This window comes from Neobacillus canaveralius, assembly GCF_047237705.1.
Taxonomy (GTDB): domain Bacteria; phylum Bacillota; class Bacilli; order Bacillales; family Cytobacillaceae; genus Neobacillus; species Neobacillus niacini_K.
Genome location: NZ_JBDFLL010000001.1, coordinates 2,406,433 through 2,419,213, shown reverse-complemented (window position 1 = coordinate 2,419,213; position 12,781 = coordinate 2,406,433). Strand labels below are relative to the sequence as shown.

Sequence of the window (12,781 nt, the reverse complement as noted above, 5' to 3'; positions counted from 1 at the left end):
CTTTATTTATGTCTAATTAGAAGATTTGTTCTAAAGGTACTTCTTCTACTATTTTTAAGCTTGTCTCTAAATGTCGAAACAACGATAGAACTACCTAACCAGAACAAGAGCCCAAGTACAATACTTAATGTCCAGTTACCGCTGACTTGTAATACGGTCCATACCGTCGCCACGCAAACCACACCGCCAATCATTCCAAAAACCGATCCATTGGCAATCTTCGCTGCTTTCTTTGAACCAGAAGCAATCCCCACCATTAACACCGCTGTAATCATCACGGCTGGAAATGCTGCAAAGATTCCGGCTAAGATTTTCCACGGAGAAATAACCGTTATCAAATAGCTTACCATTACGGCGGAACCGCCAAGAATAAAGCGAATCAGTAAATCTTTATACATAAATAGCACCCTTTCCTTATGAGTAAGTTGTAATCATCACAACTGCCATTGATACAACCAACCAAAATCCCATAGCCTGCAACAGACCGCGTTTCCATCCTTGTCTTGGCAAGAGATATCCTGCAAGAATTGCCACCATAATATTAATTCCCATGCCGACTATGGCACCTTTTGATAAAAGAATGGAATGGGCTACTAGTTCATCACCACTGAAGTCCAATCCCACTGTTAATAAAGCCGCTAAATACACGGCTGGAAATGCTGCAAAGATTCCTCCAGCCTTATCACCTAGATTTCTAGCAACTAATGTTGAAATAACAACAGCTGCTCCTCCTAAAATAAATCTTATTAGTAAAGCACTTATCGATAGGTCTCCCATGGTGATTCACCTCTGTTATTTTTTAAAAACAAGATCCTTGAATTTATGTGAATTGTTTCACATAAATTTAATATAAATTCATTTTACCTCATTTTCACGCTATCACATGTGAACATTTTTTTACTATTTTTAAAGCGTTACCATAGTAAAGTTTGTAAAAAAATCTTTCAAAAAAGAAAAACCCTATATGCAGGGTTTTGGTTGGAATCTATATTAATAACCTTTGTGAGTATCTACTCTATTGGTTAGCGCCCTGTTTTCGTCAATATTCTTAAGAGTTTCGAGAAAACAAGCAGCTCCTTCACTTGGGGTCGTAACGGCAGAGATATGTGGAGTGATTTGAACCCTTGGGTGATTCCACAACGGATTGCTTTTTGGAAGCGGCTCTAGTTCAAATACATCAAGTACAGCAAACTTAACTTTGTTTACATTCAATGCCTGTAGTAGGGCTGCTTCGTCTACTGAAGCACCTCTCCCTACATTCATAAATCCAGCATTTGAGAGTTGATTAAAGATGACACCATCAAATAATCTCTCTGTTCTTTCCGTCAAAGGCAATGTATTAATCACATAATTCACTTCATCTAAAACAGAAAAATGAGAATCAACCGTCATAACCTTTTTAAAACCCGCTTTTTCCTTCCCGCTTATAGATACCCCGTACACGTCAACTCCTAATCCGGAAAAAACTTTCGCAATCATTTGACCGATTTCACCGGTTCCATAAACAAGTACTTTTTGTTCACCTATTAATTTCGGTGTAGATTGAACCCAATGTTTTTGTTGCTGTTGCTCTTGAAAGCGGTCATGAAGCTGTAAATCTTTTAGGATGTAACTTAAGCAATATTCTGCAATCCTTTGTCCAAAAGAACAAATTGTTCTTGTTAAGAGTATCTCCTGATTCCAATCTTTCTTATGTAAAAAACGATCAACACCTGCGCCCAACGAGTGAACCCATTTAACAGTGCTATAGTCATAGTCCGTTTTTAAATTAAAAGAGACCAGTGCGTCTGCCCAGCTTATATCTTCCTGTGCTAGCCCTTCCTCCGGCATAAAACGGAAAGTCTTATGTGGGGCAACATTTTCTATTAATGCTTGAAGGTCTCTATACATTGGACTGACAAGTAAAATGTTTTTTATGTTCATTTCCTTCCCCTCTCCCTTGTTAACCTTACTCTTTTGGCACGTCGAGAGCTTGATATGCTGTCTGATATTTCCCACCGTCTGCTACTTCTGCATGATATAAAGCCTTTAAAGCAAAATTTTTCTCAAGATCATGTTCGTTAATCAACTCTTTTAGGTGTACCTGCAATTCTTTATTTTCTTTAACTAACTGCTTCATTTGTGATTTAAAATACTTCATTTGGTTGAAAATCTCCTCTTTTATGATAAATATAGGGACGATAACATCGTCCCAGTCTTGATCGATTATTTTAATGCCTTACTAACTTTAAGTTTCTTTCCTTTGACTGTCGTGTGTTCCATTGCTTGCAGGACTATTGATCCTTTGCCGTTAAGAATGTCAACGTAGGATAAATTGTCCTGAATGGTGATGATGCCAATATCGTCCGCTGAAACTCCTGGAATATTGGAAATCGTACCCACAAAGTCTACTGCACGCAGCTTTTTCTTTTTGCCGCCGCTAAAGTGGAGCTTGGTAATATCCTTGTTAATTCGAGCTGTCTTATTATTTCTGACTACTCTCCGCCCACTAAGCTTTTCTTCAAATGCCGCAATTCCACTAGTAACTTCATCTTGTGTCGGAGCATCCATAGCGGGAATTTCGAAGCCAATATATCTTTCTATTGCCTTTAAAAATTTCCCTTCATATGGTGTTACGAAGGTTACAGCTTTTCCTTTGTTTCCGGCCCGACCTGTTCGACCAGTCCTGTGAACATAGCTCTCTTTTTCCATCGGAACATCATAATTAATAATTAGCGTCACATTATCGATATCGATTCCCCTTGCAGCCACATCTGTTGCCACTAAATAGCGGAAATTGCCCAATTTAAATCCATCCATCACAGCAAACCGGTCCTCTTGTTCCAGCCCGCCATGTAATCTTTCACAGGAATAGTTGGCTTTTTCCAATTCAGTATAGACATTCTCTACATTTTCTTTTGTTCGGCAAAAAATGATACAGCTATCTGGATTTTCAACTACTGTTACATCCTTTAACAGTGATATCTTATCTTCATCCTTCACTTCGATGACACCATGTTCAATTGTATTCGTTGTAACACCTGTTGCCGCAATCTCAATATGAATCGGATCTTTCATATATTGATGGCAAAGATTTTCAACATCCTTCGGCAGAGTTGCTGAAAAGACCATGGTTACTCGGTTCTCTGGAAGTTCTTTAATGATGGCTTCCACTTCGTCAATAAAGCCCATATTTAGCATTTCGTCCGCTTCATCGATGATTAAATATTTGATTTTATCTAGTTCGAGTGTTCCTCTTTCAATATGATCCATGGTTCGACCAGGAGTACCGACGACTACATGTGTTTTTTGCTTCAATTCTTCCTTTTGTTTCGAGAAAGGTTCTTTCCCATAAACCGCCATTGCCTTGATCCGTTTAAACCGGCCTATATTCGTTACATCGTCACGAACCTGGACAGCAAGCTCACGAGTCGGTGTAAGGATTAACGTCTGGGGTTTCCTCTCCTCCCACTCCATCATCTCGCAAATCGGTATCGCAAAGGAAGCTGTCTTGCCGCTGCCTGTTTGTGATTTTACAACCAAATCTTGATTCTTCAATGCCTTTGGTATAACTTCTGTTTGGACTTCCGTGAGATTTTCGTATTTTAACACCGTAAGCGCCCTTCTTATTTCCTCGCTTAACAGATAATCCTGAAACTTTTTTTCGCTCATGCAGCAACCTCATTTTTAATTATTATCCAACTTCTATATAGGATTTCTCTGAAAGAAATATCATATGCAAAATCTGAATATGTTCATTATACTTGAAAAACAACACATTTCGACTTTTTATTTCAATGTATTGTTACACAACAGCTTTACAACACTAAAGAGAAACGGTACAGTATTTTTATAAACTGCCTTATATTTAAAAGTCAGCCACTATAATTAAAAAACAGAAAAGTCCAAATTTATCTAAAAAACTGTTATAATAGAAATATCCTGTTTCAAGGATATTATAGATCACTCACTGGACAGCAATTTCATACATCTGTGGATCTCTTTTTTTTATTTACTATATTTTTTTCAGGAGGTAATCTATGTATAAAATCAAAGATAAGGAAAAGCTTTTCATTTACACTGGACCCGATGGCTCTGGAAGAAAAACTATTGCAAAGATGGTCGCGACCGCGTTTGATATGGAAACTGTCCTATCTTACACGACTCGTCCTCCCCGTCATTACGAGCAAGATGGGGTAGACTACCATTTTGTTTCCGAAGAAAACTTTAACAAGCTGAAAGACAACGATGAATTTCTTGAAAGCGTAGACATTGATGGAATTCATTACGGAATCCGCGAAGAGGATATCGTTAAGGCTTTTGAAAATCATAATCTGGTCTATTTAACGTTAAATCCAGAAGGCACTGAAAAATTGAAAAGTATGTATGGTGACAAAGTCATGCGCTTTTTCATTTTTGCTGACCGTGACACGGTTATTGCCAGACATGAGGCACGTAAGGATACAGAAGAAGATATTAAAAGACACTTGGCACACTATGATGAAACCATGGATTATAAAAATCAATGTGAGCATGTCTTTGAAAACTATGATTCACCACAGGTTTCCTATCAAGTGAGTGAAGTCATTGAAGCTTTCCTTGATCGTAATCGAATTGTTACTGATTACTAAAAAAGGTCCAGTTGATGGGATGTTTATCCTGTCATTGGACCTTTTTCATATTTGACTTCCCCAAAGTCAGATAACAGCTTGAAATTGTCTCAAGTACCGTGTATAATTAAGTGTTGAAAACATTATTTAGGGGGAACTCTTTTTGTCGATCGAAGTAGGCAGCAAAGTACAAGGTAAAGTAACGGGTATTACTAATTTTGGAGCGTTCGTAGAATTACCAGGTGGCACAACTGGTCTTGTGCACATCAGTGAAGTAGCTGATAGCTATGTTAAAGACGTTAATGATCATCTCAAAGTAGGAGATCAAGTTGAAGTTAAGGTAATTAGTGAGAAAGACGGTAAAACTGCCTTGTCTATTAAAAAAGCTATTGATAAGCCAGAAGGACAAACTTCTTCATCTTATTCCCAGCGTCCACAACGCCAAGGAAGAGATAACAGGCAATCAAAAGACTTCCGTTCAAAAGGCGGCGGCAATTTTAAACCAAAAGAAAACTTTGAAGATAAAGTGGCTAAGTTCTTAAAAGCTAGTGAAGAAAATTTATCCAGCTTAAAGCGCAACACCGAAACGAAACGTGGCGGCAGAGGCGGAAGACGCGGATAATTATAGATGAAGAAGGCATGCCTCTGCGGCATGCCTTCTTTTATTTTTTGCTGTGTTAAAGGATACTGTTGATCTTAGAACCTGTTGATTGAAGCGGAAGGCGCTCGACTCCTGCGGGATGTACGAGCTGAGTGAGACCCCGCAGGTGCGAAGCTGTAAGGAGGCTCACGGGCGAGCCCGCGGAAAGCGTAGCGCCTGGAGCGTAAATCAACAGCCTAGTTTAACACAGCTTTATTTTTAAAAATGATTTCATAATAATGTTTATGTACGGTGAGAAATCTTCCCTACTCCTTTGCCAAATCTCTACGATTTGCTGCTAATGGCGGCTGTTCTATCCATTCGTTTTCGATCATAAGATTTGCACCATCCTCAGATAGTTTCAGAACCTCCACATTAAACCTTGAATAATCAACAACTAAGTCTGTTTTTTGACTTTCCGAAATCGCAATCCCATAATTCCCTACCCCAGCATAGATCATCAGGTTAAAGTGAAACATCATTAACTTATCTGAAAACGGGGATTCAGTTGAATCTGTCACTTCCTGTTCAAACGCCATTGGAATTCCTAGTGAATTCATTTCCAAATAGCTGCTTAACACTTTAATATGCTTCATGGAAACATTTTTTCCTCTTAAAAAATATTTTCGGGCCTCTTTGGACTTGGCCACTTGGCTAAAAGCGGTTGCGATTGCGACACCAAGGTGATTGGTCAAAACGTTTGCGTAGAGATTGGTAACCTCAGTTCCCGTAAGTGCTTCCCTTCTTCCCAACCTTTCTAAGATAAAGGACTGTTTATGGACAAACTCTAATTTTTGTGGATATGGAATGACAGGTGGGCGAATAGCCAACCCCTTTTCTAATAAAATCATTGTGGCGTTCGTATCCAGTTCAAGGGTGTCTGTTAAACATTCAGCATAAAAAGATCGGATATCCTGACGATAGACGTTTTGTAAAATTCTTCCATAGGTAACTAAACCGCCCTTCGACATGTTCCGAATATATCTTAGATAAAAAATATCTGAGAATAACCGTTTAGCTAATAAATTAACATCTTGTTCGGTAAACCCTTGTGGAATCTGAATTTGTTCCTTTGTAAATATCCCACGAATGAACTCAACATGTTTTTCTGATAATTGTAATGCGGAAGTGGTAAGGGATTTAATGTCATTGTCATCGATATGTACTAGAAAATACTTCAAAACGCAGACAGACATACTGTCAGCAAGATAACATGTCCATAAATAGGACAATTCAGATGCGGTTAACTTGATATGGTCGAGGTTGTTTTTATTCATAAAATTTCCTCCTATTATCTACAAGCATAATATTTCCAAAATAGGAGGAAATTATTTATATCACTGATTCATTTACACAGCCATTTCATTAATTGATTTATTTACAGCCGATCTGAATGTCCAAATAATGTCCGTTAAAATGTCTGTTTCCACCTTTATTTCTTTTATGTCCCAATACATTTCATTTTTCCGATGATAATAGAATACTCCATCTGGTGATTTCATAATTGTCAGGATTCCTTTCGGAGTTTCTGTTTTCATTGTAAGAAAATGTTTTTCTCCATCCCAATTCGCAAATGCTTCGAAAATTTTCAGAAAGACCTGGACTTCCAATTTACTCTCTAGCACATTATCCACTCCCCTTTTATTAAAATAAAATTTGAAGTGCCCTCTGAAGGCATTTCCTTCCAATCGAGTAGTGTTTTGATTATAGTCAATAAAACAGGCAGCATTCCATCTTCCTGTAAGAAAGACTAACATGGTTTCGCCATTTCTGGTTACAGGAATACTCATTAAGTTCTGCAAGGTGGAAGATATTGAAAAGGTAGGATTGTTACTAATGGTTACCGTAATCAAAGGTCCCCACATTTTCTGGCACATTCCAAAAAAATTAAGGCTGTCCAAAAATCTAGTGAACCAGACTTTTGAACAGCCACTTATCCATCTTATTTCTTGTTTAACTCGTCGAGCAGTGGAAAAAGTTCTTCTAGGTGTTGAATTTCATAGGTTGGAATTACTTCATTTCTTTCTTTATCATGGCGGTTGATCCATACCGATTTAATTCCTACCGTATTTGCCCCAAGAATATCCGTCATTAAGTTATCGCCCACCATCAGGACTTCATCCTTCTCTAATCCCATCAGTGACAAGGCGTGATCAAAAATCGATGGATCAGGCTTCCCTCTTCCAAACGCACCAGAGATGACAATTTGGTCAAAATAGGGAACAAGTTCTGGAGTAATCGATAGTTTCGTATTCTGTAGATCGGGGGATCCATTTGTCAAAAGAAGCATTTGGTACTTCCCTTTCAATGAATCTAGAATCGTAAATGTTTCCTCATATACGAACGGTAAGTTCCTGCGCTCCTCGGGAAACCTTTCTGCTAACTCATGACCAAAATCAGGATCATCTACTCCCAATGCCTTAAGTCCTGCTGTCCATGCTTCTTTTCGATAGCCAGGTACGATTTCTTTCATTTTCCTAAAATCATCCTGATCATCTAAAAAGTTACCCCATAATCCTTCAAACGGATTAATTCCAATCATTTGTGTAAATGAATAGGTCTCATAGGAGGAGTAAAGATTCCTTGCAGCCTCACGAACTGCTTCTTCTAATTCATTGGCGTCTACACCATACCGTTCCTCCGCTACTTTACAAGTCGCAACAAATGCTTCCTGGATGCTTTTTTGATCCCATAGCAGTGTATCATCTAAATCGAAAAAAATTGCTTTTATCATTCCCTGTGCCTCACCTTCAGCTAAATAATATTATACTAGTTTACCATTTTTCAAATTAAATGAATATTCTTTCACAAATAAAAAATAAAAATACCTCAGCCAAACGGCAGAGGGAACCATAAAAAGAGTATAAAACTAAGTTTGTCTATAAATTAATTCAACATATTCCATTTTCTTTTCTCATAAAATGGACAAGGAGAGGTAGTCCAAAGGGGGAATGAAAGTGGAAATCACGACTATACATTTGAGGATCCATTTCTACTAGTATGAAAAAAACATTACTGACTTATATGTGTTTAATATTAGGAGCAACCCTGCAGGGTTTTGCGATGTCTGTATTTTTATTTCCACATTCCATCCCATCTGGCGGCGGTGCTGGCCTCGCGATCCTAATTAATCATTTTTTCCATCTATCCCTTGGATTCTCTTTATGGCTGGCAAATGCTGTCTTTTTATTATTTGCTCTTCCCTATTTTGGATTTACCTGGACCTTCCGCACGATTATTTCAGTCGCGATTACCGCTATGACGGTAGGTTACATAACCTCTCACTATCCTCACCCACATATTAATATTTTCATCTGTATTGTCGCTGGAAGTATTATTTTTGGCTTTGGAGTCGGCTTATTGATTCGTGCCGGGGCATCTAGTGGTGGGATGGTCATTCCATCGTTAATGATTGCCAACTATAAGCAGTGGACCCCTGGCAAAGTCATGATGGGAATTAACTTGATTATCTTTTTACTAACGGCTGTGGTAATTGATATAAACATCGTTTTATATGCAATTATTTGCCAATTTTTCTCCACCAATATTATTGATTATATTTATGATTTAAAACTTCATAAGATAAGGATATTAACAGCAAACTGGAGAAAAAGATAAGAAGATCCCTTATAGAATCTTCTTATCTTTTAGGTATTTTATTATTATCTCAACCGATTGAGCAATGGTCATAATATCAGTTTCAATGACAACCTCAGGTAGAATAGGTGTCTCATACGGTGAAGAAATCCCTGTAAAATCTGGAATTTCTCCCTTTCTTGCCTTTTTATATAACCCCTTTGGATCCCTATTTTCACAAACTTGAATAGGACATTCCACAAAAACTTCCACAAATTCCCCGTCTTCAAACATTTGACGAACGAGCTCTCTATCTTCTCGAAATGGTGAAATAAAGGCTGATGAAACGATTAAGCCACTGTCAACAAATAGCTTAGCCACTTCCCCTATTCTCCGGATATTTTCTTTTCGGTCTGCTGGTCGAAAACTTAAATCACGATTTAATCCATGACGAATATTATCACCATCTAACACATAGCTTCTATATCCCTCCTGAAATAATGCGTAATCCACTGAATTTGCCAAAGTAGATTTCCCTGACCCAGATAAACCTGTGAACCAAAGGACACAACTTTTATGCTCATTCCTAACATGGCGTTCTTTTTTGCTCACACTTGTGTGGTGCCATGTGATGTTTTGACTATTTTTCATGTTCAACACCCTTTATTTCCTTTGTGTAAACATGCTGCATACCTTGAATAAGAATTTCAATTACTTCTGGCCGGCTGAATTCCTTAGGCGGATGCACCCCGTTTTTTAGCATCGCTCTTACCTTTGTACCGGACAGGACGACATGATCTCGTGAATCATGTGGACAGGTTTTCTCAGAGGCCATATTTTCGCACTTTCTACAGTAAAAGCTATTCTCAAAGAATAGAGGTTTAATTCCTAGTTCGGCTTCGTTAAATTCACTAAAGATTTTCTGTGCGTCATATGTTCCATAATAATTTCCTACTCCAGCATGGTCTCTCCCCACAATAAAATGAGTACATCCGAAGTTTTTGCGGACTATAGCGTGAAATATAGCTTCCCTTGGTCCTGCATATCGCATGGCAGCAGGGAACACAGACAGGAAAACCCGATCTTTTGGGTAGTAATGTTCAAGTAATACCTGATAACTTTTCATCCTAATATCACTTGGGATATCATCTGCCTTTGTCTCCCCTACCAGGGGATTTAAGAAAAGACCATCAACAGTCTCTAATGCAGTTTTTTGAATATATTCATGTGCCCGGTGAACGGGATTTCTAGTTTGGAACCCCACTACTGTCTTCCATCCGAGGTTCCTAAATCTATCCCTTGTTTGAATGGGATCTAGATAAAAACGTTCAAACTCACTGTTATTAATCCTTCTAACCATCGTAACAGGACCCGCCACATAGAGTTCATCCCTAGCAAATAGTTTTTTTACACCAGGGTGCTGCAAATCAGTTGTTTTATAAACCATTTCCGCCTCTACGAATTTATCTGGAATATAGATTTCCTCCACATTCATGACACCATAAATAACTTCATCCTTTATTAGGTTAATCGTTTCCCCGACCTTAAGTTCGATTGCTTTATTTTTATCAATCGCTAATGTGATGGGTAACGACCACGGAAGTCCGTTAGAAAGCCTCATATTCCTTACAACTGATTCATAATCGTTCTTTCCCATAAACCCTTCCAAAGGGCTATATGCACCATTTGCAATCAACTCCAAATCACTCAATTCTAAATTATCGAGTGATACAGATTTCCGTGATAAGTCTGTAGGTAGATTTAGATTTATCCTATTTATTAATTGGCCACCATGTGGTACACTTTCACTCATGATTCTTCCCTCCAAAATCCTACTAAACTATTAAAACGGCTGTCCCATTAGCAGCCTGTTACGATTCATGAAGTCCGCATTCTGTTTTTGCTAGACCCGCCCATCTTCCCGCGCGTGAATCCTCTGGGTTTGAAACAGGTTTTGTACAAGGAGCACAGCCGATACTTGGGTAGCCTTTGTCATGCAGTGGATTATAGGGCAGCTTATTTAGTTGAATATACATCATGATATCTTCTTGGGACCAATGAATGAGGGGACATATTTTTATTTTTTGAAATTTATCATCTTTATTAATATATTCTGTTTTGCTCCTTGCAGGAGATTGTTCTCGTCTTAAACCGGAAATCCATGCCTTTTCATCCCTTAATGCCTCCTGAAGGGGAACCACCTTTCTCATATGGCAGCAAAGATTAGGATTATGTTTCCATAATTCATCACCATACCATTTTGCCTGGTCTTCCAGGGAATTCTTCGGTTTTATCATATTGATTTGCAAGGATGAGTATCGATTTTTGACTTTTTCAATTAATTCATAAGTCTCAGGAAAATGTAGTCCTGTGTCAAGGAAGATGATTTTAGCCTCTTTATTCACCTTTGAAAGTAAATCGACTAGTACGATCCCCTCTGCACCGAAGCTGCAGGCGTATACAATTTCGTCATTATATTCTCGAAAAGCCCACTTTAATACATCCAAATAATCTGGCTGACTCTCCATAAAGGAAGCAACTTGTTCTTCATCCCATTTATCATACGTTAACAATCCCCGGACCTCCATTCCTCTCTATCCCTTAGGTTTCAATGCTTAACGTGATACAGGCATTATTCACCACTTCTATCTTATTCATCTGGTTAATATCGCCGTTATCGGCATAAGAAATCATCGCCCGGATCCAAGAGCCATGACCAAACGCTAGGATATTTTTATATTTTTGATATTTATCTAAAAACAGTTCAATTCGTTTCTGCAAATTCTTTATACTCTCGCCTAAAACGAGCTCTCTTGGATTTTCGAACCATACCTTTCCAAATTTATCAATCAACTTCTGCTTCGGAACTCCTTCAAATGGTCCAAAATCTAGTTCATCCAATAATCCCTCTATTTCATACTTATATCCATAGAGATTGGCTGTTTGGTGGGTTCTTTGTAATGTACTCGCTAAAACAAGGTCAAAGGGTGCTAAGTTTTCAAGTACTTTTCGATTGTCCTCAATTCCTTTTGATAATTCTTTAGAAACCTGTGAAAGTGCGATATCCTGCCTCCCCTGAAGCCATGTTTTTTTATTCCATTCCGTTGGAAGGTGTCGAATCACAGTGATTTGCATTCATCTTCCTCCACATAAAAAGTTTCACTCCGCAATCCGCGGCGTTGTGTCTCTAATACTAGAACATCCTGAAGTTTCACATTGCCTAAATTAACGTTTGGTCCCACTTCTCTAATAAAATACATTTGATGTTTGCATGTTGGCGCCTCAAATATGATCTTTTTGCTATCGATATCTTTAATTAATTCCTGAATCAAACTGGATTTAATGCTGCCGGATTTTTCATAAATGCCAGATGTACCAGAATCTCGCCCTTCTGTTATTACATAATCACAACCTGCCAGTAATAAAATGTTTATTTCTTCCTTCCAATCACAGATGTCCATATCCTTATCAGAATCCTTTGAACCCACTTCAGCTATTACATGAAAATCCCTTTTTATTTCCGAGATCATTTGGAGGCGGTCTTGAAGCGGAATATCCAGTGTTCCGTTGGAAATTTCAATCCATTCAATCCCTAATTCACGCAAATGCCTCAAATATTCAGGAACTTTATTTTGATAAAAACATTTTTCAAATAGTGTTCCTCCACAATAAGGCTTTATTTGATACTCCTTATAAAGTTCTATTTTTTTCCTAAGGTTTGGAGTCACATAAGCTGACCCTATTCCTATCTTAGCTATATCAATGAGGTATCCATAATCATCTAATATATGTTTTAACTCACCTATCGGGGTGCCGAAATCAATCACTGAGGTCAAACCATATGTCCTATTCCCTGACGTCCTTTCTGGAAGTATTAAAAAATCCATCTAAATGCCGCCTCCTCTATTTTTCTAGGATAGATTATTCAAAAATTAGGTGAATGTGTAGATATTAGGCTTGAAATGGAGAAATTAGG

At 38.1% G+C, this 12,781-nt stretch carries 16 protein-coding genes; 3 read left to right on the top strand and 13 right to left on the bottom strand.

Annotated features, from left to right (window positions below; genetic code table 11):
- Window positions 1-2: 2 nt before the first annotated feature.
- The 5 genes from ABC255_RS12430 to ABC255_RS12410 form a co-directional block, all read right to left on the bottom strand.
- A complete protein-coding gene (locus tag ABC255_RS12430; RefSeq protein WP_412993854.1) occupies window positions 3-398 on the bottom strand; it encodes a DUF3147 family protein in 396 nt (131 codons plus the stop codon).
- Between the two features lie 16 nt (window positions 399-414).
- On the bottom strand, window positions 415-777 hold the full coding sequence (locus tag ABC255_RS12425; protein ID WP_412993852.1) for a DUF3147 family protein: 363 nt from the start codon (window positions 775-777) through the stop codon (window positions 415-417).
- A 213-nt stretch (window positions 778-990) separates the two neighbouring features.
- Window positions 991-1,923: a D-2-hydroxyacid dehydrogenase gene (locus ABC255_RS12420; RefSeq protein WP_412993851.1), complete on the bottom strand. Its 933-nt coding sequence runs from the start codon at window positions 1,921-1,923 to the stop codon at window positions 991-993.
- A 25-nt stretch (window positions 1,924-1,948) separates the two neighbouring features.
- The gene (locus tag ABC255_RS12415; protein WP_335533465.1) at window positions 1,949-2,140 is read right to left on the bottom strand and encodes a hypothetical protein; all 192 of its coding nucleotides are present in this window, start codon (window positions 2,138-2,140) and stop codon (window positions 1,949-1,951) included.
- A 65-nt stretch (window positions 2,141-2,205) separates the two neighbouring features.
- Window positions 2,206-3,651 carry a DEAD/DEAH box helicase gene (locus ABC255_RS12410; protein ID WP_412993850.1) on the bottom strand — a complete coding sequence of 482 codons (1,446 nt, stop codon included), beginning with the start codon at window positions 3,649-3,651 and terminating at the stop codon, window positions 2,206-2,208.
- A 368-nt stretch (window positions 3,652-4,019) separates the two neighbouring features.
- Here ABC255_RS12410 and ABC255_RS12405 point away from each other — a divergent pair, with 368 nt between their 5' ends.
- The gene (locus ABC255_RS12405) at window positions 4,020-4,610 is read left to right on the top strand and encodes a guanylate kinase (RefSeq protein WP_412993849.1); all 591 of its coding nucleotides are present in this window, start codon (window positions 4,020-4,022) and stop codon (window positions 4,608-4,610) included.
- 142 nt (window positions 4,611-4,752) lie between these two features.
- Window positions 4,753-5,211: a S1 domain-containing RNA-binding protein gene (locus tag ABC255_RS12400; protein WP_335533471.1), complete on the top strand. Its 459-nt coding sequence runs from the start codon at window positions 4,753-4,755 to the stop codon at window positions 5,209-5,211.
- A gap of 284 nt (window positions 5,212-5,495) precedes the next feature.
- Here ABC255_RS12400 and ABC255_RS12395 read toward each other — a convergent pair whose 3' ends face one another.
- The 3 genes from ABC255_RS12395 to ABC255_RS12385 all read right to left on the bottom strand — a co-directional run bounded on the left by ABC255_RS12395 (window position 5,496) and on the right by ABC255_RS12385 (window position 7,963).
- Entirely contained in the window at window positions 5,496-6,506 is a 1,011-nt protein-coding gene (locus ABC255_RS12395; protein ID WP_412993847.1) for a DUF3231 family protein, read from the bottom strand.
- Between the two features lie 72 nt (window positions 6,507-6,578).
- Complete coding sequence (locus ABC255_RS12390) at window positions 6,579-7,094, bottom strand: hypothetical protein (RefSeq protein WP_412993845.1); 516 nt, start codon at window positions 7,092-7,094, stop codon at window positions 6,579-6,581.
- A 77-nt stretch (window positions 7,095-7,171) separates the two neighbouring features.
- A complete protein-coding gene (locus ABC255_RS12385) occupies window positions 7,172-7,963 on the bottom strand; it encodes an HAD family hydrolase (RefSeq protein WP_412993844.1) in 792 nt (263 codons plus the stop codon).
- A 266-nt stretch (window positions 7,964-8,229) separates the two neighbouring features.
- Here ABC255_RS12385 and ABC255_RS12380 point away from each other — a divergent pair, with 266 nt between their 5' ends.
- Complete coding sequence (locus ABC255_RS12380; protein WP_412993842.1) at window positions 8,230-8,847, top strand: YitT family protein; 618 nt, start codon at window positions 8,230-8,232, stop codon at window positions 8,845-8,847.
- A gap of 9 nt (window positions 8,848-8,856) precedes the next feature.
- Here ABC255_RS12380 and cysC read toward each other — a convergent pair whose 3' ends face one another.
- Genes cysC through ABC255_RS12355 form a run of 5 tightly spaced genes read right to left on the bottom strand, consistent with a single transcriptional unit; the run spans window position 8,857 to window position 12,692 of the window.
- Window positions 8,857-9,456: an adenylyl-sulfate kinase gene (gene cysC / locus ABC255_RS12375; protein ID WP_412993840.1), complete on the bottom strand. Its 600-nt coding sequence runs from the start codon at window positions 9,454-9,456 to the stop codon at window positions 8,857-8,859.
- Window positions 9,446-10,618, bottom strand: a complete 1,173-nt coding sequence (gene sat, locus ABC255_RS12370) for a sulfate adenylyltransferase (protein ID WP_412993838.1) — start codon at window positions 10,616-10,618, stop codon at window positions 9,446-9,448. The genes cysC and sat overlap by 11 nt, the downstream gene beginning before the upstream one ends.
- Before the next feature lie 58 nt (window positions 10,619-10,676).
- The gene (locus ABC255_RS12365) at window positions 10,677-11,378 is read right to left on the bottom strand and encodes a phosphoadenylyl-sulfate reductase (protein ID WP_412993837.1); all 702 of its coding nucleotides are present in this window, start codon (window positions 11,376-11,378) and stop codon (window positions 10,677-10,679) included.
- A gap of 28 nt (window positions 11,379-11,406) precedes the next feature.
- Entirely contained in the window at window positions 11,407-11,940 is a 534-nt protein-coding gene (locus tag ABC255_RS12360) for a histidine phosphatase family protein (RefSeq protein ID WP_412993836.1), read from the bottom strand.
- Window positions 11,925-12,692: a phosphosulfolactate synthase gene (locus ABC255_RS12355; protein ID WP_412993834.1), complete on the bottom strand. Its 768-nt coding sequence runs from the start codon at window positions 12,690-12,692 to the stop codon at window positions 11,925-11,927. The genes ABC255_RS12360 and ABC255_RS12355 overlap by 16 nt, the downstream gene beginning before the upstream one ends.
- Window positions 12,693-12,781: the final 89 nt, after the last annotated feature.